21 protein-coding genes and 4 tRNA genes are annotated in these 26,030 nt (G+C 56.0%); 18 read left to right on the top strand and 7 right to left on the bottom strand.

Features of this window, described 5'->3' with window-relative positions; translation table 11 throughout:
• Positions 1-8 precede the first annotated feature (8 nt).
• Genes frdC through frdA form a run of 3 tightly spaced genes read right to left on the bottom strand, consistent with a single transcriptional unit; the run spans position 9 to position 2,932 of the window.
• On the bottom strand, positions 9-404 hold the full coding sequence (frdC, locus tag ACOTX7_RS10190; RefSeq protein ID WP_221257199.1) for a fumarate reductase subunit FrdC: 396 nt from the start codon (positions 402-404) through the stop codon (positions 9-11).
• 10 nt (positions 405-414) lie between these two features.
• A complete protein-coding gene (gene frdB / locus ACOTX7_RS10195) occupies positions 415-1,149 on the bottom strand; it encodes a fumarate reductase iron-sulfur protein (protein ID WP_006810403.1) in 735 nt (244 codons plus the stop codon).
• Positions 1,142-2,932: a fumarate reductase (quinol) flavoprotein subunit gene (frdA, locus tag ACOTX7_RS10200; RefSeq protein WP_047716189.1), complete on the bottom strand. Its 1,791-nt coding sequence runs from the start codon at positions 2,930-2,932 to the stop codon at positions 1,142-1,144. The genes frdB and frdA overlap by 8 nt, the downstream gene beginning before the upstream one ends.
• Before the next feature lie 310 nt (positions 2,933-3,242).
• Between frdA and epmA the strand changes: the two genes are divergently transcribed.
• Both epmA and yjeM read left to right on the top strand, forming a co-directional pair.
• On the top strand, positions 3,243-4,220 hold the full coding sequence (epmA, locus tag ACOTX7_RS10205) for an elongation factor P--(R)-beta-lysine ligase (protein ID WP_006810401.1): 978 nt from the start codon (positions 3,243-3,245) through the stop codon (positions 4,218-4,220).
• Positions 4,221-4,398: 178 nt separating this feature from the next.
• Complete coding sequence (gene yjeM / locus ACOTX7_RS10210) at positions 4,399-5,898, top strand: glutamate/gamma-aminobutyrate family transporter YjeM (protein ID WP_221256805.1); 1,500 nt, start codon at positions 4,399-4,401, stop codon at positions 5,896-5,898.
• A 36-nt stretch (positions 5,899-5,934) separates the two neighbouring features.
• Here yjeM and mscM read toward each other — a convergent pair whose 3' ends face one another.
• The 3 genes from mscM to rsgA all read right to left on the bottom strand — a co-directional run bounded on the left by mscM (position 5,935) and on the right by rsgA (position 11,396).
• Positions 5,935-9,258, bottom strand: coding sequence for a miniconductance mechanosensitive channel MscM (gene mscM, locus ACOTX7_RS10215; RefSeq protein WP_032673694.1), 3,324 nt, complete (start codon positions 9,256-9,258; stop codon positions 5,935-5,937).
• Positions 9,259-9,277: 19 nt separating this feature from the next.
• Positions 9,278-10,246, bottom strand: a complete 969-nt coding sequence (gene asd, locus ACOTX7_RS10220) for an archaetidylserine decarboxylase (protein ID WP_221256806.1) — start codon at positions 10,244-10,246, stop codon at positions 9,278-9,280.
• A gap of 97 nt (positions 10,247-10,343) precedes the next feature.
• Complete coding sequence (gene rsgA / locus ACOTX7_RS10225) at positions 10,344-11,396, bottom strand: small ribosomal subunit biogenesis GTPase RsgA (protein WP_169313201.1); 1,053 nt, start codon at positions 11,394-11,396, stop codon at positions 10,344-10,346.
• A gap of 107 nt (positions 11,397-11,503) precedes the next feature.
• Between rsgA and orn the strand changes: the two genes are divergently transcribed.
• The 5 genes from orn (at position 11,504) to ACOTX7_RS10250 (ending at position 12,684) form a co-directional block, all read left to right on the top strand.
• Positions 11,504-12,049 (top strand): oligoribonuclease, encoded by a 546-nt coding sequence (gene orn / locus ACOTX7_RS10230; RefSeq protein ID WP_003855965.1) that lies wholly within the window; start codon positions 11,504-11,506, stop codon positions 12,047-12,049.
• 196 nt (positions 12,050-12,245) lie between these two features.
• Positions 12,246-12,321, top strand: a tRNA-Gly gene (locus ACOTX7_RS10235).
• Between the two features lie 45 nt (positions 12,322-12,366).
• Positions 12,367-12,442, top strand: a tRNA-Gly gene (locus ACOTX7_RS10240).
• A 45-nt stretch (positions 12,443-12,487) separates the two neighbouring features.
• Positions 12,488-12,563: transfer RNA gene (locus ACOTX7_RS10245), tRNA-Gly, on the top strand.
• A gap of 45 nt (positions 12,564-12,608) precedes the next feature.
• Positions 12,609-12,684 (top strand) — tRNA-Gly (locus ACOTX7_RS10250).
• 270 nt (positions 12,685-12,954) lie between these two features.
• Here the strand turns inward: ACOTX7_RS10250 and queG are convergent.
• Entirely contained in the window at positions 12,955-14,094 is a 1,140-nt protein-coding gene (gene queG / locus ACOTX7_RS10255) for a tRNA epoxyqueuosine(34) reductase QueG (protein WP_221256807.1), read from the bottom strand.
• Between queG and nnr the strand changes: the two genes are divergently transcribed.
• The 11 genes from nnr to ACOTX7_RS10310 all read left to right on the top strand — a co-directional run bounded on the left by nnr (position 14,093) and on the right by ACOTX7_RS10310 (position 25,971).
• On the top strand, positions 14,093-15,616 hold the full coding sequence (nnr, locus tag ACOTX7_RS10260; protein ID WP_221813434.1) for a bifunctional ADP-dependent NAD(P)H-hydrate dehydratase/NAD(P)H-hydrate epimerase: 1,524 nt from the start codon (positions 14,093-14,095) through the stop codon (positions 15,614-15,616). The genes queG and nnr overlap by 2 nt on opposite strands.
• Positions 15,609-16,070, top strand: coding sequence for a tRNA (adenosine(37)-N6)-threonylcarbamoyltransferase complex ATPase subunit type 1 TsaE (tsaE, locus tag ACOTX7_RS10265; protein ID WP_421626075.1), 462 nt, complete (start codon positions 15,609-15,611; stop codon positions 16,068-16,070). The genes nnr and tsaE overlap by 8 nt, the downstream gene beginning before the upstream one ends.
• A gap of 16 nt (positions 16,071-16,086) precedes the next feature.
• Entirely contained in the window at positions 16,087-17,427 is a 1,341-nt protein-coding gene (amiB, locus tag ACOTX7_RS10270) for an N-acetylmuramoyl-L-alanine amidase AmiB (protein WP_213826010.1), read from the top strand.
• A gap of 9 nt (positions 17,428-17,436) precedes the next feature.
• Positions 17,437-19,281: a DNA mismatch repair endonuclease MutL gene (mutL, locus tag ACOTX7_RS10275; protein ID WP_221256810.1), complete on the top strand. Its 1,845-nt coding sequence runs from the start codon at positions 17,437-17,439 to the stop codon at positions 19,279-19,281.
• Positions 19,274-20,224 carry a tRNA (adenosine(37)-N6)-dimethylallyltransferase MiaA gene (gene miaA, locus ACOTX7_RS10280; RefSeq protein ID WP_205924689.1) on the top strand — a complete coding sequence of 317 codons (951 nt, stop codon included), beginning with the start codon at positions 19,274-19,276 and terminating at the stop codon, positions 20,222-20,224. The genes mutL and miaA overlap by 8 nt, the downstream gene beginning before the upstream one ends.
• Before the next feature lie 85 nt (positions 20,225-20,309).
• Positions 20,310-20,621 (top strand): RNA chaperone Hfq, encoded by a 312-nt coding sequence (gene hfq, locus ACOTX7_RS10285; protein WP_006810391.1) that lies wholly within the window; start codon positions 20,310-20,312, stop codon positions 20,619-20,621.
• 74 nt (positions 20,622-20,695) lie between these two features.
• The gene (hflX, locus tag ACOTX7_RS10290; protein WP_003855991.1) at positions 20,696-21,976 is read left to right on the top strand and encodes a ribosome rescue GTPase HflX; all 1,281 of its coding nucleotides are present in this window, start codon (positions 20,696-20,698) and stop codon (positions 21,974-21,976) included.
• Positions 21,977-22,032: 56 nt separating this feature from the next.
• Positions 22,033-23,292 (top strand): FtsH protease activity modulator HflK, encoded by a 1,260-nt coding sequence (hflK, locus tag ACOTX7_RS10295; protein ID WP_006810390.1) that lies wholly within the window; start codon positions 22,033-22,035, stop codon positions 23,290-23,292.
• Positions 23,293-23,294: 2 nt separating this feature from the next.
• The gene (gene hflC / locus ACOTX7_RS10300) at positions 23,295-24,299 is read left to right on the top strand and encodes a protease modulator HflC (protein ID WP_006810389.1); all 1,005 of its coding nucleotides are present in this window, start codon (positions 23,295-23,297) and stop codon (positions 24,297-24,299) included.
• A 71-nt stretch (positions 24,300-24,370) separates the two neighbouring features.
• The gene (locus ACOTX7_RS10305; RefSeq protein ID WP_003855996.1) at positions 24,371-24,568 is read left to right on the top strand and encodes a DUF2065 domain-containing protein; all 198 of its coding nucleotides are present in this window, start codon (positions 24,371-24,373) and stop codon (positions 24,566-24,568) included.
• A 104-nt stretch (positions 24,569-24,672) separates the two neighbouring features.
• The gene (locus ACOTX7_RS10310) at positions 24,673-25,971 is read left to right on the top strand and encodes an adenylosuccinate synthase (RefSeq protein WP_032673800.1); all 1,299 of its coding nucleotides are present in this window, start codon (positions 24,673-24,675) and stop codon (positions 25,969-25,971) included.
• Positions 25,972-26,030: the final 59 nt, after the last annotated feature.

Consider the following 26,030-nt stretch of genomic DNA (forward strand, 5'->3'; position numbering starts at 1 on the left):
TAGTCTCCTTACCAGAACAGTGCGACAAACAGAATGACCACAGAGACAACTGCCGTCACTGCCCACAGCCCTTTAATGACCGGCTCTGGCCCCATTTTCTCGCCTTTTACAATGATGTTCGCTGCTTTTGGCGCCAGTTCAAACCAGGTTTTGGTATGAAGCAGCGCGGCGGCGAGCACAATCAGGTTCAGCACAACAATGATTGGGTTTTGCAGGAAGCTCACAAAACTGGCCCAGGCTTCCGGGCCGTGCTTGAGAGAATAAACCCCGTACATCAGTTCGAGGCTGAACCAGACCGCGGGAACTGCCGTGCCTTCACGCAGCATATAGAAGCGATAAAACGGCAGTTTTTTCCACCAGGTGGACGGCATTGGTCGCACGTAGGCTTTGCGTTTAGTCGTCATCATGCACTCCTTAGCGTGGTTTCAGGGTAGCGATAAGAAAGTCTTTCGAACTTTCCACTTTGCCCTGCTGAATGGCGGCGGCCGGGTCGACATGCTTCGGACAAACTTCGGAGCAGTAACCGACAAACGTGCAGGTCCAGACCCCGTTCTGGCTGTTGAGCTGGGCCATACGTTCTTTTTTGCCGTGATCGCGGCTGTCTTCGTTGTAGCGGTGCGCCAGAGTAATGGCGGCCGGGCCGATGAACTCCGGGTTCAGGCCAAACTGCGGACAGGCGGCGTAGCACAGGCCACAGTTGATGCAGCCAGAGAACTGGTGGTATTTCGCCATCTGTGCGGGCGTCTGAGTGTTTGGGCCCTGATCCGGCGTGCGCGGGTTGCCAATGATGTACGGCTTAATCGCTTCGAGGCTTTCGATAAAGTGGGTCATGTCGACCACCAGATCGCGCTCAATCGGGAAGTTGCCCAGCGCTTCAACCTTGATGCCTTTGGTGTAATCACGCAGGAAGGTTTTGCACGCCAGCTTCGGCACCTTGTTGACCATCATGCCGCAGGAGCCGCAGATTGCCATGCGGCAGGACCAGCGGTAGCTCAGGTCTGGCGCCAGGTTATCTTTGATATAACCGAGCGCATCCAGAAGGGAGGTTTGCTCGTCGTAAGGGACTTCATAGAAAGCGCTGTGCGGTGCGGCGTCCACTTCCGGATTGTAGCGCACCACTTCAATTTTCAGTTTTTGCATCTCAGCCATTCGCCTTCTCCTTCTTATCGGCGGCTTCTGCTTCTGCACCGTACACGCGTTTCGCTGGTGGCAGCGTGGTGATTTTCACGTCGCTGTAGTCCAGACGGGTGGTGCCATCCGCATCGCGCCAGGCGAGAGTGTGTTTAAGGAAATTGACGTCGTCACGTTCGGTGCAGCCCTCATCCAGACGCTGATGCGCGCCGCGGGATTCCTTACGCGCCAGCGCGGAGTGAGCCATACATTCTGCGACGTTCAGGCCGTGGCCCAGCTCAATGGTATAAAGCAGGTCGGTATTGAAGACGCTGGACGTGTCGGTGATGCGTACGCGTTTGAAGCGCTCCTGCAACTCGGCCAGCTTGTCGACGGTTTTCTGCATCAGTTCAGGCGTACGATAGATCCCGCAGCCTTCTTCCATCGACAGCCCCATTTCGTCGCGGATCTTCGACCAGTTTTCGTTACCTTCCTGGTTCACCAGGTCTTTCAGCCGTTTTTCGACGTCTGCAACCTGTGCATCCAGCGCGGCGCTGTTAGCTTCACCTGTCGTTGCGGCACGCTCCATCGCGCGTTCGCCCGCCATGCGGCCAAAGACCACCAGCTCAGCCAGCGAGTTCGAGCCCAGACGGTTTGCACCGTGCAGACCCACGGAGGAACACTCGCCCACGGCAAACAGCCCTTTGATGCGGGTTTCGCACTGCTGATCGGTCTCGATACCGCCCATGGTGTAGTGCGCGGTTGGACGCACCGGGATCGGCTCTTTCACCGGGTCGACGCCCACATAGGCTTTTGCCAGTTCGCAGATGAACGGCAGACGCTCCAGCAGTTTCTTCTCGCCCAGGTGACGCAGGTCGAGATGTACCACGTCGCCGCGCGGCGTTGAGATGGTGTTGCCTTTGCGCCACTCGTGCCAGAAAGCCTGAGAGACTTTGTCGCGTGGGCCGAGTTCCATGTATTTGTTTTTCGGCTCGCCAAGCGGGGTTTCCGGGCCCATACCGTAATCCTGTAGATAACGGTAACCATTTTTGTTGACCAGAATACCGCCTTCGCCGCGGCAGCCTTCCGTCATCAGGATGCCGGAGCCGGGCAGGCCGGTTGGGTGATACTGAACAAATTCCATATCACGCAGCGGTACGCCGTGGCTGAGCGCCATGCCCATACCGTCACCGGTGACGATCCCGCCGTTGGTGTTATAGCGATATACACGTCCCGCGCCGCCCGTTGCCATCACCACCGCATTCGCGCGGATCTGGACAAGCGTGCCTTCCATCATGTTCATCGCCACCAGCCCGCGCGCATGACCGTCGTCGACCAGAATGTCGAGAACAAAATGTTCGTCAAAGCGCTGGATTTGTGGGAACTGGAGGGAGGTCTGAAACAGGGTGTGCAGCATGTGGAAGCCGGTCTTATCGGCGGCGAACCAGGTGCGTTCGATTTTCATGCCACCGAAGCGGCGGACGTTGACGCTCCCGTCCGGACGGCGGCTCCACGGGCATCCCCACTGTTCCAGCTGGGTCATTTCCGTTGGGCAATGGTGAACGAAGTAATCAACGACATCCTGTTCGCAAAGCCAGTCGCCCCCTGCAACCGTGTCGTGGAAATGGTATTCGAAGCTGTCATGATCCTGCGCGACGGCGGCGGATCCTCCTTCTGCGGCTACCGTGTGGCTGCGCATCGGATAGACTTTTGAAATCAATGCGATTTTAGCGTTCGGATTGGCTTGTGCCGCAGCAATTGCAGCGCGTAATCCAGCCCCGCCAGCGCCTATTACGGCAAGATCGGCTTGAAAAGTTTGCACGACATTCCTCCAGATTTTTGTTTTCCCGCAACGGAATGAACTAAAGGACGTTCACCTGCCCGAATGGACGATTGCGGAAGCGATTCCACTGCTCCTTTATGGGTAAAACAGTATAACCGCGTAGACGTGAGGGAAATTTGACGTGTTCGATTTTTTTGCTGTTCTGTGCGGTGATTTATCATCGTGATTAATGAATGGCGTCACAGTATTTCTCTGTGCAATGAAAAGGGACTTTTACTGTGCAAAATTTGTCTCTGCCCCGGCTTACGAGTAGACTTCGTGCCCTTGTCTGAAAACGGAGAAATAACTCATGAGCGAAACGGCCACCTGGCAGCCGAGCGCATCCATTCCAAACCTGCTAAAGCGCGCAGCAATTATGGCGGAGATCCGCCGCTTCTTTGCGGATCGCGGCGTCCTGGAGGTGGAAACGCCGTGCATGAGTCAGGCGACGGTCACGGATATTCATCTGGTCCCGTTTGAAACCCGTTTTGTTGGCCCAGGCCACTCTCAGGGCATGAATCTGTATCTGATGACCAGCCCGGAATACCATATGAAGCGTCTGCTGGCGGCCGGATGTGGTCCGGTCTATCAGCTGTGCCGTAGCTTCCGTAATGAAGAGATGGGCCGCCACCATAATCCGGAATTCACCATGCTGGAGTGGTATCGTCCGCACTACGACATGTATCGTCTGATGAACGAAGTCGACGATCTGCTGCAACAGGTGCTCGATTGCGCGGAAGCGGAAACGCTCTCCTATCAGCAGGCCTTCCAGCGCCATCTGGAAATCGATCCGCTGTCGGCTGATAAAACCCAGCTGCGCGAAGTGGCGGCAAAACTGGATCTGAGCAACGTGGCCGATACCGAAGAGGATCGCGACACGCTGCTGCAACTGCTGTTCACCTTTGGCGTTGAACCGCAGATTGGCAAAGATCGTCCGACGTTTGTCTATCACTTCCCGGCCAGCCAGGCCTCACTGGCGCAGATCAGTACCGAAGATCACCGTGTGGCGGAGCGTTTTGAGGTCTATTTCAAAGGCATCGAGCTGGCGAACGGTTTCCACGAGCTGACCGACGCACGCGAGCAGCAGCAGCGTTTCGAGCAGGATAACCGCAAGCGCAACGCACGTGGCCTGCCGCAGCAGCCGATTGATACTCATCTGCTGGAAGCGCTTAAAGCCGGTCTGCCGGACTGCTCCGGCGTGGCGCTGGGTGTGGATCGTCTGGTCATGCTGGCGTTGGGCGCGGAACAGCTGGGCGATGTGATTGCCTTTACGGTCGATCGCGCTTAAAGAATTGCCGGGTGGCGCTGTCGCTTACCCGGCCTACTCGGTCATTTAACCCTGCCACATTAAAAACTGCTATTTCCTCTAAACACGGGTCTTATTCTTAATTTGACTCGGATAGCCACAATATTTGTCTGGTCATCTGCTACCATCCGCGCAGTTTAATTCCGTTTCGGATGGTTATATGTCTCACTCACTCAAAAAAATGACCCTTACCGGGCTGATCCTGATGATTTTTACGTCCGTCTTTGGCTTTGCCAATAGCCCGTCCGCGTTTTATTTGATGGGCTACAGCGCGACGCCGTTTTATATCGTTTCCGCTCTGTTCTTCTTTATTCCGTTTGCGCTGATGATGGCCGAGATGGGTTCAGCTTACCGGAAAGAAGAGGGCGGCATCTATTCGTGGATGAACAACAGCGTCGGTCCGCGTTACGCGTTTATCGGTACGTTCATGTGGTTTTCATCCTACGTCGTCTGGATGGTCAGCACGGCGGCCAAGGTCTGGGTGCCGTTCTCAACGTTTCTCTTCGGTGCGGATAAAACGCAGGTCTGGTCCCTGGCGGGGCTAAGCTCCACGCAGGTGGTCGGTATTCTGGCGGTGTGCTGGATGGTGGTGGTCACGCTGGTGGCCTCCAAAGGCATCAACAAAATTGCCCGTATCACCGCGGTTGGCGGTATTTCCGTAATGTGCCTGAACCTGGTGCTGCTGCTGGTCAGCATCGCCATTCTGTGCCTGAACGGCGGGCATTTCGCACAGGAAGTCAACTTCGTTTCATCGCCTAATCCCGGTTACCAGTCCGGGCTGGCCATGCTCTCCTTCGTGGTGTTTGCCATCTTTGCTTACGGCGGTATTGAAGCCGTGGGTGGGCTGGTCGACAAAACCGAAAACCCGGAAAAGAACTTCGCCAAAGGCATTATTTTTGCCGCCATCGTCATTTCCATTGGCTACTCGCTGGCGATTTTCCTTTGGGGCGTCAGCACCAACTGGCAACAGGTGTTGAGCAATAACACCACCAACCTCGGCAACATTACCTACGTGCTGATGAAAAGCCTGGGGATGACGCTGGGCAACGCCAAGGATCTCGCGCCGGAAACGTCGGCCACACTAGGGGTCTGGTTTGCGCGGATTACCGGCCTGTCGATGTTCCTCGCCTATACGGGCGCGTTCTTCACGCTGATCTACTCGCCGCTGAAAGCGATTATTCAGGGGACACCAAAGGCGCTGTGGCCCGCACGTATGACGCAGCTGAATGCTGCCGGTATGCCTGCCAACGCGATGTGGATGCAGTGCCTGCTGGTATGCGTGTTTATTCTGCTGGTGTCCTTTGGCGGCGATACCGCATCGGCGTTTTATAACAAGCTGACCCTGATGGCGAACGTATCGATGACGCTTCCGTATCTGTTCCTGACGCTGGCGTTCCCGTTCTTTAAGGCGAAGCAGGATCTGGAGCGGCCGTTTGTGATCTTCAAAACCCGCGCGGCGACGCTGCTGGCGACCACTGTTGTGGTGCTGGTCGTCGCGTTCGCCAACATCTTTACCGTCATTCAGCCTGTGGTTGAGGCAAATGACTGGAACAGCACGCTGTGGATGGTTGGCGGACCGATCTTCTTCTCGCTGCTGGCAATGGGCATTTATGAGCATTACCGTCGTCGTTCGACGGCCTGTGTAGCAGAAGTGGCGTAAAGGATTGACCCCCTCCCGACGGGGAGGGGGATAGGATTACAAACTTCCCGCCGGGCGCGTGCGCGCCGCTGACGTCAACGTTCTTCCGGTCTTACGTCCGTCCAGCGTTTCCAGGCGCATCTGGAACGGTGGGAACGGCATATCAATTCCGTGTTCGCGGAAGCCAGCCAGAATCAGCTGGTGGATCTCATGGCGCAGCGGCATACGGTGTCCCATCTCCGCGGCATAGATACGCAGCTCGAAAATCTGAATCCCCTGCTGCAAATCAACCAGGAACACTTCCGGCGGCGGGTTGTCGATTACCAGCGAACACCGTTCAGCAGCCGTATACAGGATCTGCGTCACCTCTTCGCTGTTGGCATCCGACGGGGCGGGTACGGTCAGCACCACACGCGTGACGGAATCGGACAGCGACCAGTTGATAAACTGCTCGGTGATAAACGCCTTGTTCGGGACGATGATCTCTTTACGGTCCCAGTCGCTGATGGTGGTGGCGCGGGTGTTGATCCTGGTGACGCTGCCGGTCAGATCGCGGATAGTCACCGTATCGCCAATTCGGATCGGCTTTTCAAACAGAATGATCAGACCAGAAACGAAGTTGGCAAAGATCTCCTGTAAACCAAAGCCCAGGCCAACGGTCAGGGCGGCAACCAGCCATTGAAGTTTTGACCATTCGATACCAATCATCGAGAAGCCAACCAGCCCACCAAACAGCATGATTAAATACTTGGTGATGGTGGTGATCGCATAGCCCGTGCCGGGGGTTAAATCCAGATGCTGCAACAGCGCCAGCTCCAGCAGGGCAGGGAAGTTACGTATCAGCTGCGTGGTGATGATCAGCACCAGAATCGCAATCAGCACCGCCCCCAGGGTGATGGGCTCCAGGCTTTCGACCCCCTGCACCGTGGACGTCACATCCCACAACGAGATGTTCTCCAGGAAGCCAAACGCGGAGTGGATTTCCGACCACAGGAAGATCACCGACAGCAGGGCTACCAGCATCAGAATTGAGCGCACCAGCCGCAGGGACTGGGTACTGATCGCATCCAGATCCAGTTCGACGTCATCGGCGTCTGTCGTCCCTTCGGTGCTGTTGACGTGGTTCGGCTCTTCCTCGCCCCGCGCACGCTGGGCAAGAATTTCTGCGCGGCGATGTTTGGCACGGTCAAACGCCAGGCGACGACGCTGGATCAGCATGCCACGGCGGATCACATGGTAGACCACCAGCAGCAGGAACCAGATAGCGACCGACGTTTCCAGTCGTGCGAGCAGCGCCTGCGACGTGGCGAGATAACCGACCGCTGCCGCCAGCATCGCCGCCAGCGGTGCGCTGAGCAGCAGGTTCCACAGCAGGCGGTTAAACATGTTATCGCCACTGCCGGTCTTGTCGAGATAGAGCGGGATCCCGGCACGTTTCAGGCTGAGCGTCACCACCGCTAACGCCCCGCAGATAAGCATAAAGCACAGCCGTCCCAGCGAGCCGGAGAACTCCCGATCATTAAGATTATCGAACATGATCAACGCCATAATCAGCGGCACAATCAGCCCGATACTCATCAGGTAGTAACGCATCGCCCGCGCAACGCGATTACGCGGCCAGCCAAAGTGAGCGATGAACAGACCATTTGGCCGCGCAAACGTGGCGCAAATCATCACCACCCACAGCAGCGGAACGGTGGCGGTCACGCCATCGCCAATCGCGACGGCAAGCGGATAGGGCCAGGCTTCACGCAGGCCGTATCCGAGCGTCATCCACAGCACCGGCAGCGGAGACGCGACCAGAATTGACCAGAACACCGTACGCAGCGTCAGCCAGAAGTGATCCTGGGTCACTTTACCCACACGGGCGCTGGAGCGCTCAAGGAAACGGGTGAAGTGACGACGGGAATAAATACTGAAGCCCACCAGAATCAGCGCCCCCAGCAGCGGGAAGATGGTCTCCTTGCTGGTTATCATCATTACGCTGGCGAGACCCAGCTGGCTGAAGGTGTCCAGCGAAATGAGGCGGCGCAGGTCCTGAACGATCTCAATCGGCCAGGCGAAGGTCATCGGCCTCACGTCGGACGTCCAGAAAAGGTAACGGTGCGTGGCTTCGTTGACCTCTTTCAGCGCATCCTCCAGCTGGCTGTTTGACACTTTCAGCTTGGTCAGCTCCAGGATCAGCGTATCGCCCCCCTGTAACAGGGAATTGAGCAGTTCGCGTTGGGTGCGCAGCTGCGCTTCCAGAATACGACTTTGCTCGCCGGTGAGCGGCTGGCCGTCAGCCTGACGGATCTGGCGGATTTGCGGCTGCTTGTTGAGGAGGTCTTCATAATGAAGACGCTGAACGCGCAACTGCGCCATTTCAGTATCAAGCTGCTGCGGTTTTGGCATTTCTGGCAGACGGGCGACCTGTGCGCGTAACGCTTCGCCCAACAGGTTAGACGAGCCAAGCCACTGGGACTGTTCGCGCAACGTATTGAGCGCCTGACGAACCTGAAGGGTTTGATTGGTGGCCTGACGCTGCTGCGACGCGACCAAATCCATGCGCTGCGCCTGCTGATTCAGCGCGGCAGAAAGCTCGCGGTTAACCTTAAACTGGGCGACGATGCTGTCGGGCAGGTTAGCGCTGTTTTCGGCCAGTAATTCGGTGCTTTCCAGCGCACGTTCAGCTTCACGCTGACGCTGGCTGTTGAGTTGATTTCTGAGCGCCTGGAGATACGCATCCAGCTGCTGGCTCTGCTTCTGTGCCAGTTCGGAACGCATCCGCGACAGTTCCTGGCGGTTGTTTGCGGAAAGCTGCGCCAGCTCCAGTTCATCGACCAGCGCTTTAAGTCTGGCGGATTCCGCCTGTAGACCAAGATTTTGCGCCTGATTCTGCGGTGTGTTGCCTGTCTGCGTCCCGATGCGGCGTTCCACCTCATTTAGCTGACGGCGGGCATCGGTTTGCTGCTGTGGAAGCTGGCTGAGGGAATCGGCAATTTCACGCGCCCGTTCCTGCTCCTGTTGCGCCAGACGGCTTTTTTCCAGTAGCTGGCTGCTGACTTGCAGGATCTCCTGATTCAGCGCCTCGGACGTCATCCCCGCGGGGACCTGGCGTGGTTCATCGCGCAGGTTGTTGAGCTGCGAGCGCAGGGTCTGAGAGAGTTTGGGGAAGTTGTCGATAACCTGCTGATATTGCTGCGCGCGCTCAAGGGAACCCTTTCGTTCCTCAAGCGCGTTCAGTGCAGACTGGAGCGACTCAACGGTCTCCGGCTGAGCGGGTTTCGCCGCTTTAGCCTGCTCCAGCTCCTGGGTTATCTGTTTGGCGTCGGGGGCCGTCGCTGCGTACGCCCCCATGCTGAGGCACCAGGCCATCAGTAATACGATAATCGGGCGCACGTCAGCGATCCTTCTGTTGTTAGCCTTCGTCTTTTTTGTCGTCAACCAGCGGGCTGGCATCGTGCTCGGCTTTGAGCTCTTCTTCCGGCCACGGGGCAGGTGCAACGTCTGGCGTTGCAAAGACTTCAGTCGATACAGCCAGAGGCTGGCCGAGTTTGGTCACCGACAGGCTTTCCAGCCCGTCGACCAGGTTCACTTTACCCGGTGCGAACAGGTTGATCACCGTTGAGCCGAGCTTGAAGCGGCCCATCTCCTGGCCTTTCAGCAGGGCCACAGAACCGTCTTCTTCGCCGGCAGGCCAGGTCCAGCGCTTGATCACGCCTTCGCGTGGCGGAGTAATGGTGCCCGCCCAGACGGTTTCGATGCTGCCTACAATGGTAGCACCCACCAGAATCTGCGCCATTGGGCCAAATTCAGTATCAAACAGGCAGATGACGCGCTCGTTACGGGCAAACAGGTTAGGGACGTTTTGCGCAGTCAGATGGTTTACGGAGAACAGATCCCCCGGCACGTAGATCATCTCGCGCAGGATACCGTTACACGGCATATGCACGCGGTGGTAGTCGCGCGGGGAGAGATAGGTGGTCGCGAAAGTCCCGTTGCGGAACAGATCGGCCATCAGGTAGTTACCGGCCAGCAGCGCTTCCAGGCTGTAGTTATGGCCTTTCGCCTGCAAAATTTTGTCGTCTTCAATTTTACCCAGCTGGCTGATCACGCCGTCAGCAGGCATCACCAGCACGTTCGGGTCGGTATTCAGCGGGCGCACTTCGTCGCGCAGCGGACGCACAAAAAATTCGTTGAAGGTGCGGTAGCTTGCCGTATCCGGCTTCTGCGCTTCTTTCATGTCGACCTTGTAGTATTTCACGAACAGGTCGATGACCAGTTTGGTCAGCCAGCCCGCTCGTTTGCTCGCGCCCCAGCCCGCCAGGCGAGTGAGCCACAGTTTCGGCAGAATGTATTGAAGCGAAAGTTTAAATGAGTTTAACAAGGTAGCCTCCAGGCCATTGTTTTGTCGTTCCTGATCCGGCATTACGCTGCCGGAACCTGAAAAAAGGGGACGATTTTAGCGACGCTTAGCTTAGTTGTCAGTTATCAGAATCAGAAAAGTTTTTACGCGTTTTTACCTGGTCCATGCTTTCGAGAATACGGTGATAATTCTCGAAACGGGTTTCCGCAATTTCACCGTTCTCCACCGCTTCGCGGATGGCGCAGCCCGGATCGTTGTCATGTTTACAGTCGCGGTATTTGCAAGCGCCTAAATAGTCATGGAATTCGACAAATCCGTTAAAGATTTGTTCCGGCTCGAGGTGCCAGAGACCAAATTCACGCACGCCCGGGGAATCAATCACATCGCCGCCGTGCGGGAAGTGATAAAGACGTGAGGCGGTGGTGGTGTGCTGACCTAGGCCGGAGACGTCTGATACATCGTTGGTCAGGATCGCTTGCTGAAGGCCAAGCAGGTTATTAAGCAGACTCGATTTACCCACGCCGGACTGCCCTGCAAAGATGCTGATGCGGTCGGTTAACGCATCTTCTAACGGCTTCAGGCCATCTTTGGTGCGGCTGGATACCATCAAAACGCGATAACCAATATTGCGGTAGATGTCCATCTGCTCATTCACAAAGGCCATGGCCTCGTCATCCAGCAGATCGATTTTGTTCAGTACGATGAGCGGCTCAACCTGTAGCGTTTCGCAGGCCACCAGGTAACGGTCAATAATATTGAGCGAAAGCTCAGGTAAAATCGCCGAAACGATGACGATCTGGTTAATGTTGGCGGCAATGGGTTTTACGCCATCGTAGAAATCAGGACGGGTAAGTACCGACGTGCGTTCATGCACGGCTTCAACGATGCCTTTAACCGTTACCCCTTCCGCCGCCTCTTTGCCTGGACGCCAGACCACGCGGTCACCGGTCACCAGTGAACGGATGGTGCGACGGATATTGCAACGGTGGATATCCCCGTCGGCAGATTCGACATCGGCGTGCATGCCGAAGCGGCTAATCACAACGCCTTCTGTCGCTTCGCCAAACAGGTTGTCGTCGTAATCGGGCTTCTCCGTAGTGGTTTTAAGACGGCGCTGGTGATTGGCATTCACACGGCGCTGCTGCCCTTTGGAGAGTTTATTTTTACTCAATCGCGCTGGCTCCTGGTCGCCCATAGCGGGCAAAACCTCTATGATACACTCTAATTAATACTAGTTAACCTGCTACTGCCGGTTATGCGAGAAGGGTGGAAAATAACATGAGCGCGGACGAAAACAACCTGATTTGGATCGATCTGGAGATGACCGGCCTGGATCCCGAGCGCGATCGCATTATTGAGATCGCCACACTGGTCACCGATGCCAATCTCAATATTCTGGCGGAAGGCCCAACGATTGCCGTGCACCAGTCCGATGACCAGCTTGCGCTGATGGATGAGTGGAACGTGCGGACCCATACCGGCAGCGGGCTGGTGGAACGCGTGAAAGCCAGCACCCTGGGTGATCGCGAAGCGGAACTGGCAACGCTTGAATTTCTGAAGCAGTGGGTGCCAGCAGGAAAATCGCCTATCTGTGGCAACAGCATTGGTCAGGATCGTCGTTTCCTGTTTAAGTACATGCCGGAACTGGAGTCCTATTTCCACTACCGCTATCTGGACGTGAGCACCCTGAAAGAGCTGGCCCGTCGCTGGAAACCGGAAATTCTCGACGGCTTCACGAAGCAGGGGACGCACCAGGCAATGGACGACATCCGTGAGTCTGTTGCGGAGCTGGCGTACTATCGCGAAAACTTTATTAAGCTCTGATTTTGCGATCCGGCGCGTTGCGCAGCCTGGTTTTTGACGTTAAATTGTTCAGCTTGCCGATTAAATAAGCACTTGAACTGAATTTCAAAAAAATCGCTTTGAGGGGGGTTGCAGCTAAACGGATTTCTCGTATAATGCGCCTCCCGTAACGACAGAGAATTACACGTTACGACAGCAACAAAAGCAGTACAGATTTGCGGGAATAGCTCAGTTGGTAGAGCACGACCTTGCCAAGGTCGGGGTCGCGAGTTCGAGTCTCGTTTCCCGCTCCAAAATTTGAAAGTATCGCAAGATACGCATAGCACCAGAACACCCAAGCGGGAATAGCTCAGTTGGTAGAGCACGACCTTGCCAAGGTCGGGGTCGCGAGTTCGAGTCTCGTTTCCCGCTCCAAAATTTGAAAGTATCGCAAGATACGCATAGCACCAGAACACCCAAGCGGGAATAGCTCAGTTGGTAGAGCACGACCTTGCCAAGGTCGGGGTCGCGAGTTCGAGTCTCGTTTCCCGCTCCAAAATTTGAAAGTATCGCAAGATACGCATAGCACCAGAACACCCAAGCGGGAATAGCTCAGTTGGTAGAGCACGACCTTGCCAAGGTCGGGGTCGCGAGTTCGAGTCTCGTTTCCCGCTCCAAATTCTTCTTCTTCTCAAAATTATCCACAGCGAAATGCTTCGTTGGGGACGTTTTCTATTGTATTTGAAATACTCTTGTGAACAGAGTTATCCACAGAAAACGCGATAAAACCAGCCTGTACAAAATGTTAGCAGGGTGAATAATATATTCGTAACTCGATGAAATTAATCAAGAAATTTTGATTTCAAAATGTTATTGAGATCACTTGACCTGTTTGCCAGCGCTGATGGCGCCTGCATTCTTATTTTTATTCACAGCCTGTGAATATATCACACATCGCGTGGCAGCCCTTTTTCAATCACCCTGACCAGGCGCTGTTTCTTCGGTAACTGCACTTCTACCACGCCCGCATTTCGCTTTTCAATTTGCTGCGCAATCGCCCATTCTATGTGCTCATCAAGAAGTGGGTGCTCACCTCTCCGGCTTTCGAGTGCCTGAAGATTTGCTTCATCCCATGGGGCATTCCCCAGCGCAACGGCCACATTACGCAGCCAGCGCACGTGGCCGATGCGACGTATGGCGGAACCTTCCGTTACCTTCAGGAACCAGGCTTCGCTCCAGGCGAACAGTTCGATTAGCTGCGGGGCATGTAACGCCTTGCGCGGACTGAAGTCTTCTTCGTCCGTCAACTGTGAATAACGGTTCCACGGGCAAATCAGCTGGCAGTCATCACAGCCGTAGATGCGGTTGCCGATTAGCGGGCGAAATTCCTCTGGAATGGCGCCTTCCAGTTCGATGGTGAGATAGGAAATACAGCGGCGCGCATCAACGGTATACGGTTCAACAATAGCGCCTGTTGGGCAGATGGTCATACATGCCACACAACGGCCACAGCCTTCTTCCACCGGACCGTCTATCGGCAGGGGTAAATCAATCAGCAGTTCACCCAGGAAAAAGAACGAACCCGCATCGCGGCTTAAGATAAGTGAGTGCTTACCTGTCCAGCCAAGCCCCGCTTTTTCAGCGATCGGGCGCTCAAGAATAGGCGCAGAATCGACAAAGGGTCTAAAATTCAGCGAAACACAGTGCTGCTGAATGGTTTCCCCGAGCTTTTTTAGACGGTTGCGCAGAAGTTTGTGGTAGTCACGGCCCAGAGCGTATCGGCTGACGTAACCCAGTGAAGGATTTTTTAGCGTGCGCGCAAAGGCCGCGTTAGCGGGCAAATAGTTCATGCGTACGCTAATGACGCGCAACGTACCCGGCAACAGTTCGTGGGGGCGGGCACGCATCATACCGTGACGCGCCATCCACTCCATCTCGCCGTGGTATTGTTTATCCAGCCATGCCTGTAGCTTAGGCTCACTGGCAGAGAGATCGGTGTCAGTAATACCGACCTTCTGGAAGCCCAGTTCAGCACCCCACTGTTTTATTTTTTGCGCTAATTCATTGAGATCGAGGGGCTGTGACATGACGGACCATACTGTGAAGAAAAACCCCGCAAGTATACCACATTCCATCTGGCATGCGGATGACCTTCGTCGGGCCGAGAAAGAGGCCGCAGACAGCCTGGGCATTACCCTTTACGAACTGATGCAGCGTGCTGGCGAGGCGGCATTTAACGTGGCGCGCATGGCTTATCCGGATGCCTCGCACTACCTGATACTGTGCGGGCACGGCAATAACGGTGGTGATGGCTATGTGGTGGCTCGTCTTGCCGTGGCGGCGGGGCTACGCGTCACCCTGCTGGCGCTGGAGAGCGACAAGCCGCTACCAGAAGAAGCGGGCCTGGCCAGAGAGGCCTGGCTGAATGCGGGGGGCATCATTCATGCGCCTGATATCGTCTGCCCCGATGATGTTGACGTGATTGTTGATGGTCTGCTGGGGACGGGGCTGATGCGTGCGCCTCGCGATAATGTCGCCGCGCTGATTACGCGCGCTAATGCGCACCCCGCCCCGGTGGTGGCGCTGGATATTCCCTCCGGCCTGATGGCCCAAACCGGCGCGACGCCGGGCGAAGCAATCGAGGCTGCGCACACTGTGACCTTTATCGCCCTGAAACCGGGCCTGCTTACCGGTAAGGCACGGGATGTCGTGGGCACGTTACACCATACCGCCCTGGGGCTGGAAAACTGGCTGGCCGGACAGGATACTCACCTCACCCGCGTTGACGCCTCCCGGCTTACGCAGTGGCTGCCGCCGCGTCGGCCAACGTCCCATAAGGGCGACCATGGCCGGCTGGTCATTATTGGTGGCGATCACGGAACGGCAGGTGCGATTCGTATGACAGGAGAGGCCGCGTTGCGTTGCGGCGCCGGGTTGGTACGCGTGCTGACCCGCAGTGAAAATATTCCGCCGATAATTACCGCGCGTCCGGAATTAATGGTCCATGAACTTACCCCTGAGACGCTCGAAGAGAGCCTTGAATGGGCCGATGTGGTGGTGATCGGTCCGGGGCTTGGTCAGCAGAGTTGGGGTAAAGCGGCCCTGCAAAAGGTCGAGAATTTTCGTAAACCGATGCTGTGGGATGCCGACGCGCTTAACCTTCTGGCAATAAACCCGGATAAGCGTCACAATCGCATTCTGACGCCGCACCCCGGCGAAGCCGCACGGCTGCTTAACTGTAGCGTGGCAGAAATTGAAAGCGATCGCTTACTTTCTGCCCAACGTCTGGTAAAACGTTACGGAGGTGTTGCTGTTTTGAAAGGGGCGGGGACGGTCATTGCCAGCGATGATGCGACAGGCATTATTGATGCCGGTAATGCAGGCATGGCGAGCGGCGGTATGGGCGATGTGCTCTCTGGCATTATCGGCGCATTGCTCGGACAGAAACTTCCCCTTTATGATGCAGCCTGTGCTGGCTGTGTGGCCCACGGTGCGGCGGCTGACAGGCTGGCTGCCCGCTATGGAACGCGCGGTATGCTGGCCACCGATCTTTTTTGCACGCTGCGGCGTGTTGTTAACCCGGATGTGATTGACGTAGAAAATGACTAATCGAGCGATTCCTTTACCTGATGAACAAGCCACTTTAGATCTCGGCAAGCGCGTGGCGCAGGCCTGTCAGGGGGCGACCGTCATTTATCTGTATGGCGATTTAGGCGCGGGTAAAACAACCTTCAGCCGTGGCTTTTTGCAGGCGTTAGGCCATAACGGGAACGTAAAAAGCCCGACCTATACGCTGGTAGAACCGTACACATTTGAAAATATCATGGTGTACCACTTTGATTTATATCGTCTTGCGGATCCTGAGGAGCTGGAATTTATGGGGATCCGCGATTACTTTGCCAACGACGCCATCTGCCTGGTAGAGTGGCCGCAACAAGGTGCGGGTGTGCTGCCTGACCCGGATGTCGAAATTCACTTAGATTACCAGGCACAAGGGCGTGAGGCGCGCATCAGTGCGGTTTCCTCATCAGGCTGTTCCTTACTGGCGCGTTTAGCCGGTTGAGCGTAGGGATAACGGGATGATTAATCGCGTTAAAGGTTGGGTGTTGGCTGCCACGGTCCTGCTGTGCGCGCAGGCCGGGGCGGCCAGCCTCTCGGATATTCAGGTGTCGAATGGCGATAGCCAGGCCCGTATTACGTTCAGCTTTATGGGCGATCCTGAATATGCTTTCTCACAAATCGACAGCCGTAGCGTGGCGCTCGATATTAAACAGACCGGGGTGATCCAGGGGCTGCCGCTCCAGTTCAGCGGTAATAATCTGGTGAAAAGCATCCGTTCGGGGACGCCGAAGGATGCGCAGTCTCTGCGTCTGGTGGTCGATCTCACCGAAAAAGGCAAAACGAAGGCGGTTAAGCAGCAAAACGGCGCGAACTATACGGTGGTCTTCACCATCAATGCTGATGTGCCGCCACCACCACCGCCTGCACCGGTTGTGGCAAAACGCGTGGAAGCGCCGGTTTATACCCCGCGTCCGTCAGAGCCAGCCCGTAATCCGTTTAAATCACAAAATGACCGACTTACCGCCGTGACCAGCAGCAACACGGTGACGCGTCCGGCGGTCAGCGCGCGGCGTACGCCGGTCAGTGGCGACAAGGTGATTATCGCCATTGACGCCGGACACGGCGGGCAAGATCCTGGCGCGATTGGCCCGGGCGGCACGCGGGAGAAAAACGTCACTATCGCCATTGCCCGTAAGCTGCGTACGCTTCTGAATGACGATCCGATGTTTAAAGGGGTCATGACCCGCGACGGAGATTATTTTATTTCGGTGATGGGTCGCTCGGATGTAGCGCGTAAGCAAAACGCCAACTTCCTGGTGTCGATTCACGCGGATGCTGCGCCAAACCGTAACGCCACCGGTGCGTCGGTATGGGTGCTGTCGAACCGTCGCGCCAACAGTGAAATGGCGAACTGGCTTGAAGAGCACGAGAAGCAGTCTGAACTGTTAGGCGGGGCAGGGGATGTGCTGGCAAACAGTCAGGCGGATCCGTATCTCAGCCAGGCAGTGCTGGATTTACAATTCGGTCATTCTCAGCGTGTCGGGTATGATGTCGCCACTAACGTACTGAACCAGCTGCAAAGCATTGGATCGCTGCATAAGCGTCGTCCGGAGCATGCGAGCCTCGGTGTCCTGCGTTCGCCGGATATTCCGTCGATTCTGGTGGAGACGGGCTTTATCAGTAATCACGGCGAAGAGCGTTTACTGGGAAGCGACAGCTATCAGCAGCAAATTGCCGAAGCGATTTACAACGGTCTGCGTAAATACTTTGACGCGCATCCGCTTCAGTCTGCGCCGCAGGGCGGGGCAGCCCAGACGGCAAGCGCCGCGCTGCCGGGTGAAATGACCGCGACTAATTAAGGAGAGTTCATGCCGATTCAGGTTCTACCGCCGCAGCTCGCGAACCAAATCGCCGCCGGTGAGGTGGTGGAACGCCCTGCATCGGTAGTGAAAGAGCTGGTGGAAAACAGCCTCGATGCGGGGGCGACCCGCATCGATATCGATATCGAACGCGGAGGCGCAAAGCTCATCCGCATTCGTGACAACGGCTGTGGCATCAAAAAGGACGAACTGGCGCTGGCGCTGGCGCGTCATGCCACCAGTAAAATTGCGTCACTCGACGATCTGGAAGCGATTATCAGCCTGGGTTTTCGCGGCGAAGCGCTGGCCAGTATCAGCTCCGTTTCCCGCTTAACGTTGACCTCCCGCACGGCCGACCAGCAGGAAGCCTGGCAGGCCTACGCTGAAGGGCGCGATATGGACGTCACGGTGAAACCGGCGGCGCACCCGGTCGGCACTACCCTTGAAGTGCTGGATCTGTTCTACAACACCCCCGCTCGCCGCAAGTTTATGCGAACCGAGAAGACCGAATTCGGACATATCGACGAGATCATCCGCCGCATTGCGCTGGCGCGTTTTGATGTCACCCTTAACCTCAGCCATAACGGTAAGGTGATGCGCCAGTACCGTGCGGTAGCGGAAGGCGGGCAAAAGGAGCGTCGGCTGGGGGCCATCTGCGGCACACCGTTTCTGGAAAAAGCGCTGGCCATTGAGTGGCAGCATGGCGATCTGGCCCTGCGCGGCTGGGTTGCCGATCCGAACGCCAGCAGCGCCGCGTTCGCTGAAATTCAGTACTGCTATGTGAATGGCCGCATGATGCGTGACCGCCTGATTAATCACGCCATTCGCCAGGCCTGCGAAGATAAGCTCGGCGCCGATCAACAGCCCGCCTTTGTTCTTTATCTGGAGATCGACCCGCATCAGGTTGACGTTAACGTTCACCCCGCCAAGCATGAGGTGCGCTTCCACCAGTCGCGCCTGGTGCATGATTTTATCTATCAGGGCGTTGCCGCTGTATTGCAGCAGCAGGCAGAGCCAGAGTTGCCGCTGGCAAAAGAAGAACCGGCGCCGCGCCCACTGCCGGAAAACCGCGTGGCGGCCGGGCGTAACCATTTTGCTGAACCGGCGGTAGCACGCGAGCCAGCTGCCCCACGTTTATCCCCGGCGGGCAACGCACCGCGACCAACCGGCGCTAACTATCCCAACGCTCAGCCGGGCTATCAAAAACAGCAGGGAGCGCTGTACCGTAAACTGCTGGATACCCCGGCGGTAGAGCATAAAGAGCACATCACGGTTTCAACCCCCTCTCTGGATGGTCATAGCCAGAGTTTTGGTCGGGTGCTGACCATTGTTGCTCCCGACATGGCGTTGCTCGAACGCGAAGGTAAACTGCTGTTGCTGGCCCTTTCCGTAGCGGAGCGCTGGCTCAAACAGGCGCAATTAACCCCGGGGGTGAATGCCGCCTGCGCGCAGCCGCTGTTGATTCCCGTTCGCCTGAAAATATCCCCTGAAGAAATAGGGGTTTTGCGACGGGTGCAGACGCAACTGGCCGAAATGGGGATTGAAATCGTACTGGACGCGCAGCATGTGACAATTCGCGCAGTGCCTTTACCCTTACGCCAACAAAATTTACAAAACTTGATTCCTGAACTGATAGGCTACCTGGCGCAGCAAACGACGTTTGATGCCGCCGATACCGCGCAGTGGATCGCCCGCCATCTGGCCAGCGAACATGCACCGTGGAGTATGGCGCAGGCGATCACCGTGCTGGCGGAGGTGGAACGCCTCTGTCCGCAGCTGGTGAAAGCACCACCAGGTGGCTTGTTACAACCTGTTGATTTACAAACGGCGATGACCGCCCTGAAACATGACTGATGTAAGTAAGGCGAGCCTGCCAAAGGCAATTTTTTTAATGGGCCCAACGGCCTCTGGCAAAACAGCGTTAGCCATTGAGTTACGTAAAGTTTTGCCAGTAGAGTTGATTAGCGTAGATTCTGCCCTCATTTATCGAGGGATGGACATCGGCACGGCGAAGCCCAACGCAGACGAACTGCGTGCAGCGCCGCACCGTTTGCTGGATATTCTCGACCCGGCACAGGCTTACTCCGCAGCAGATTTTCGCCGCGATGCCTTAGCCGAGATGGCCGAGATTACCGCCGCGGGACGCATACCGCTACTGGTTGGCGGAACCATGCTCTACTTCAAGGCGCTGCTGGAGGGGTTATCGCCTCTGCCATCGGCCGATCCGGAAGTAAGAGCGAAGATTGAGCAGCAGGCGGCAGAGCAGGGGTGGGACGTTTTGCACAGGCAACTGGAGGAGATTGACCCGGTTGCCGCAGCGCGGATCCACCCAAACGATCCGCAAAGGCTTTCCCGGGCACTGGAAGTTTTTTTCATTTCGGGTAAAACTTTAACGGAACTGACGCAAACGTCAGGAGACGCTCTGCCGTATCAGGTGCATCAGTTCGCCATCGCCCCGGCGAGCCGTGAACTGCTCCATCAACGAATTGAGCAGCGTTTTCATCAGATGTTGGCTTCAGATTTTGAAGCAGAAGTGCGGGCGCTTTTTGCCCGTGGAGATTTGCATACGGACATGCCTTCCATTCGTTGTGTGGGATACCGCCAGATGTGGTCGTATCTTGAAGGTGAGATTTCATACGATGAAATGGTTTATCGAGGTGTTTGCGCCACGAGACAGTTAGCGAAGCGCCAGATCACCTGGTTGCGCGGTTGGGAGGGGGTTCACTGGTTAGACAGTGAAAAACCACAACAGGCGTTAAACGAAGTGATTGAGGTTGTTGGTGATATCGCTGACTGAATGTGTACAATTAAGCCGTATCGTGCGCAATTTTTCAGAATCGCAAGGTTCTAAGTACAAAACAAGCATATAAGGAAAAGATAGAATGGCTAAGGGGCAATCTTTACAAGATCCGTTCCTGAACGCATTGCGTCGGGAGCGTGTTCCAGTTTCTATTTATTTGGTGAATGGTATTAAGCTGCAAGGTCAGATTGAGTCTTTCGATCAGTTCGTGATCCTGTTGAAAAACACGGTCAGCCAGATGGTCTATAAGCACGCGATTTCTACTGTTGTTCCGTCCCGTCCGGTATCTCATCACAGCAATAACGCTGGCGGCGGCACTGGCAGTAACTACCATCACGGCAGCAACGCGCAGGGTTCATCTGCACCTGCGCAGGACAGCGAAGAAACCGAATAAGGTTTTGGGCTGTTATCCACACGGGGAGCCAGGGATCCTGCGTTCCCCGCTGATCTTTTTAGAGAGGTTTACGCTTGTTTGACCGTTATGACGCCGGTGAGCAGGCGGTGCTGGTACACATCTATTTTTCGCAAGACAAAGATATGGAAGACCTCCAGGAGTTTGAATCTCTGGTCTCTTCCGCCGGTGTCGAAGCAATGCAGGTGATTACCGGTAGCCGTAAAGCGCCGCACCCGAAGTACTTTGTTGGTGAAGGTAAAGCAGTTGAAATTGCGGATGCCGTAAAAGCAACCGGCGCATCTGTTGTGCTGTTTGATCATGCGCTGTCTCCGGCTCAGGAACGTAACCTGGAAGCTCTCTGCGAATGCCGTGTTATCGATCGCACGGGGTTGATCTTAGATATTTTTGCTCAGCGTGCGCGTACCCACGAGGGTAAATTGCAGGTTGAGCTGGCGCAGTTGCGCCATCTGGCGACGCGTCTGGTGCGTGGCTGGACACACCTTGAAAGACAAAAAGGCGGGATTGGTTTGCGCGGCCCGGGTGAAACCCAGCTCGAAACCGACCGCCGTTTGCTGCGTGGTCGTATAACCCAGATCCTTTCACGTCTGGAACGTGTTGAGAAACAGCGCGAGCAGGGGCGTCGGGCGCGAACGAAAGCCGACATCCCAACGGTGTCGCTGGTGGGCTATACCAACGCCGGTAAATCCACCCTGTTTAACCAGATAACCGAGGCCCAGGTGTATGCCGCAGACCAGCTGTTTGCGACCCTGGACCCAACCTTGCGCCGTATTGACGTCGCAGACGTCGGTGAAACGGTGCTGGCGGATACCGTCGGGTTTATCCGTCATCTGCCGCACGATCTGGTGGCAGCGTTTAAAGCGACGTTGCAGGAGACGCGGCAGGCGACTCTCCTGCTGCACGTCATTGATGCGGCTGACGTACGCGTGCAGGAGAACATCGACGCGGTGAACGTGGTGCTCGAAGAGATCGACGCCCACGAAATCCCAACGCTGTTGGTGATGAACAAGATCGATATGCTGGACGATTTCGAACCGCGTATCGACCGAGATGAAGAGAACAAACCGATTCGGGTCTGGCTGTCTGCTCAGGCCGGGATTGGTGTGCCACTGCTTTTCCAGGCTTTGACAGAACGTCTTTCCGGTGAGGTAGCTCAGCACACGCTGCGACTGCCGCCACAGGAAGGCAGGCTGCGCAGCCGGTTTTATCAGCTTCAGGCGATAGAAAAAGAGTGGATGGAGGATGACGGCAGCGTGGGGATGCAGGTGCGTATGCCGATCGTTGACTGGCGTCGCCTCTGTAAACAAGAACCTGCGCTGGCGGACTATATCGTCTGATCAGAAAGGGGAAGCCTGAAAAATTCGCCCTTGCATAACAAATATGGAGCATATACATGGCGTGGAATCAGCCCGGTAATAACGGACAAGACCGCGACCCGTGGGGAAGCAGCAATAATCAAGGCGGCAACTCTGGGGGAAATGGCAACAAAGGTGGTCGCGAGCAGGGGCCGCCGGATCTGGATGATATCTTCCGCAAACTGAGCAAAAAGCTTGGTGGCCTTGGCGGAGGAAAAGGTTCTGGCTCGGGTGGCAACGCCACTCAGAGTCCGCGCCCGCCAATGGGTGGCCGCGTGGTGGGCATTGTCGCCGCTGCGGTGGTAATCATCTGGGCAGCCAGCGGGTTCTACACCATTAAAGAAGCAGAACGCGGCGTGGTCACCCGTTTCGGTAAGTTCAGCCATCTGGTTGAGCCGGGCCTGAACTGGAAGCCGACCTTCATTGATGACGTGACCGCGGTTAACGTGGAGTCCGTCCGTGAACTGGCCGCCTCTGGCGTAATGCTGACCTCTGACGAGAACGTGGTGCGCGTTGAGATGAACGTGCAGTACCGCGTGACCGATCCGGAGCGTTATCTGTTTAGCGTGACCAGTGCCGATGACAGCCTGCGTCAGGCGACCGACAGCGCCCTGCGTGGCGTGATCGGCAAATACACCATGGACCGTATCCTGACCGAAGGTCGTACCGTTATTCGTAGCGATACCCAGCGTGAGCTGGAAGAGACTATCCGTCCGTACAACATGGGTATCACCCTGCTGGACGTCAACTTCCAGGCTGCACGTCCGCCGGAAGAGGTGAAAGCCGCGTTTGACGATGCGATTGCCGCGCGTGAAAACGAACAGCAGTACATCCGTGAAGCGGAAGCGTACACCAACGAAGTTCAGCCGCGTGCTAACGGTCAGGCGCAACGTATTCTGGAAGAAGCGCGTGCGTATAAGACCCAGACCATCCTGGAAGCACAGGGTGAAGTGGCTCGCTTCGCGAAGATCCTGCCGGAATATAAAGCCGCGCCGGAAATTACCCGTGAGCGTCTCTATATCGAGACCATGGAAAAAGTGCTGAGCCATACGCGTAAAGTGCTGGTTAATGATAACAAAGGCGGAAACCTGATGGTTCTGCCGCTGGATCAGATGCTGAAAGGCGGTTCTGCACCGGCAGCAAAAGACAACAGCGGTGCGAACAACCTGCTGCGTCTGCCACCGGCCTCGTCTGGCAGCGCCAGCGCGAACACAACGCCTTCTTCGAACGATGGTGACATTATGGACCAACGCCGTGCTAACGCGCAGCGTAACGACTACCAGCGTCAGGGGGAATAAGGATGCGTAAGTCAGTTATTGCGATCATCATCATCGCACTGGTCGTGCTCTACACCTCCATCTTTGTGGTGAAAGAGGGCGAGCGTGGGATCAAGTTCCAGTTCAGCAGCGTCGTGCGTGACGGCGACAAGCGTCCGGTGATTTATGAGCCGGGTCTGCACTTCAAGATCCCGTTCATTCAGTCAGTGAAAACGCTTGATGCGCGTATCCAGACCATGGATAACCAGGCCGATCGTTTCGTGACCAAAGAGAAGAAAGACCTGATCGTTGATTCCTACATCAAATGGCGCATCAGCGATTTCAGCCGCTACTTCCTGGCAACCGGGGGTGGCGACGTTTCTCAGGCAGAAGTGCTGCTGAAACGTAAGTTCTCTGACCGTCTGCGTTCTGAAATTGGTCGTCTGGATGTGAAAGACATCGTGACCGATTCCCGCGGTCGTTTGACGCTGGAAGTGCGTGATGCGCTGAACTCCGGTTCTGCGGGCACCGAGGATGAAGTTGAAACCCCGGCGGCAGACGATGCGATTGCCAAAGCGGCTGAACGTGTTCAGGCTGAAACTAACGGTAAAGTGCCGGTGATCAACCCGAACAGTATGGCGGCACTGGGTATCGAAGTGGTTGACGTGCGTATCAAGCAGATCAACCTGCCAGCGGAAGTGTCCGAGGCGATCTACAACCGTATGCGCGCCGAGCGTGAAGCGGTAGCCCGTCGTCACCGTTCACAGGGTCAGGAAGAAGCGGAAAAACTGCGTGCCGCAGCGGACTACGAAGTCACCAAGACGCTTGCAGAGTCTGAGCGTCAGGGCCGTATCCTGCGCGGTGAAGGTGATGCGGAAGCCGCGAAGCTGTTCGCCGATGCGTTCAGCCAGGATCCAGACTTCTACGCCTTTATCCGTAGCCTGCGCGCTTACGAGAATAGCTTCCAGAGCAACCAGGATGTGATGGTGCTCAGCCCGGACAGCGATTTCTTCCGTTATATGAAGACGCCGACTAACGCAACGCGATAAACTCAGGCTCGTTTGAGTATTCAAACCACCGCTCCCCACGGAGCGGTGGTTTTCTTTTATAAGGATGAAAAATGAATTCCACGATCTGGCTTGCGCTGGCCCTCGTTCTGGTGCTGGAAGGCCTCGGCCCGATGCTCTATCCCCGCGCATGGCGTCGAATGATCGCCACGATGAGCCAACTGCCGGATAATATTTTGCGTCGTTTTGGCGGTGGTCTTGTGGTTGCGGGTATCGTTATCTACTACATGTTGAGGAAAACGATTGGCTGATCAAAAACTAACCGCAATCGGCATATTTTAGGGTCAAAAAGTGCTGTATATCTGAAAAAGCGATGGTAGAATCCATTTTTAAGCAAACGGTGATTTTGAAAAAAATGGGTAACAACGTCGTCGTACTGGGCACCCAATGGGGTGACGAAGGTAAAGGGAAGATTGTTGATCTTCTGACTGAACGGGCTAAATATGTTGTACGCTACCAGGGCGGTCACAACGCAGGCCATACTCTCGTAATCAACGGTGAAAAAACCGTCCTCCATCTTATTCCATCAGGCATTCTTCGCGAAAACGTCACCAGCATCATCGGTAACGGCGTTGTGCTGTCTCCTGCTGCGCTGATGAAAGAGATGAAAGGTCTGGAAGACCGTGGTATCCCTGTTCGTGAGCGTCTGCTGCTCTCCGAAGCCTGCCCGCTGATCCTGGATTATCATGTGGCGCTGGACGTGGCGCGTGAAAAAGCGCGTGGCGCGAAAGCGATCGGCACCACCGGTCGTGGTATCGGCCCGGCTTACGAAGATAAAGTTGCACGTCGCGGTCTGCGCGTGGGCGATCTCTTCGACAAAGCGACCTTTGCTGAAAAACTGAAGGAAGTGATGGAATATCATAACTTCCAGCTGGTGAATTTCTACAAAGCCGAAGCCGTTGACTACCAGAAAGTGCTGGATGACGTAATGGCGATTGCCGACATTCTGACCGGTATGGTTGTTGATGTGTCCGATCTGCTGGACCAGGCGCGCAAGCGTGGCGATTTCGTCATGTTCGAAGGCGCGCAGGGTACGTTGCTGGACATCGACCACGGTACCTATCCGTACGTAACCTCTTCTAACACCACCGCAGGTGGCGTGGCAACCGGCTCCGGCCTGGGCCCGCGTTATGTCGATTACGTTCTGGGCATCATCAAAGCGTACTCCACTCGCGTGGGTGCAGGCCCATTCCCGACCGAGCTGTTTGATGAAACCGGCGAGTTCCTTTGCAAGCAGGGTAACGAGTTTGGCGCGACCACCGGTCGTCGTCGTCGTACCGGCTGGCTGGACGCCGTTGCCGTGCGTCGCGCAGTACAGATCAACTCCCTGTCTGGTTTCTGCCTGACCAAGCTGGACGTGCTGGACGGTCTGAAAGAAGTGAAAATCTGCGTAGGCTACCGTATGCCAGATGGCCGCGAAGTGACCACCACTCCGCTGGCAGCTGACGACTGGGAAGGCATTGAGCCAATCTACGAAACCATGCCGGGCTGGTCTGAGACCACCTTCGGTGTGAAAGAGCGTAGTGGCCTGCCGCAGGCGGCGCTGGATTACATCAAGCGCATTGAAGAACTGACCGAAGTGCCGATCGATATTATTTCTACCGGCCCGGATCGTACTGAAACGATGATCCTGCGCGACCCGTTCGACGCATAATCTTCGTGACTGCTGGCCTGCGGGGAGATCCGTAGGCCGGATAAGCGTAGCGCCATCCG

This window comes from Enterobacter cloacae complex sp. IR5418 (genome assembly GCF_049238105.1).
GTDB classification, from domain to species: domain Bacteria; phylum Pseudomonadota; class Gammaproteobacteria; order Enterobacterales; family Enterobacteriaceae; genus Enterobacter; species Enterobacter hormaechei.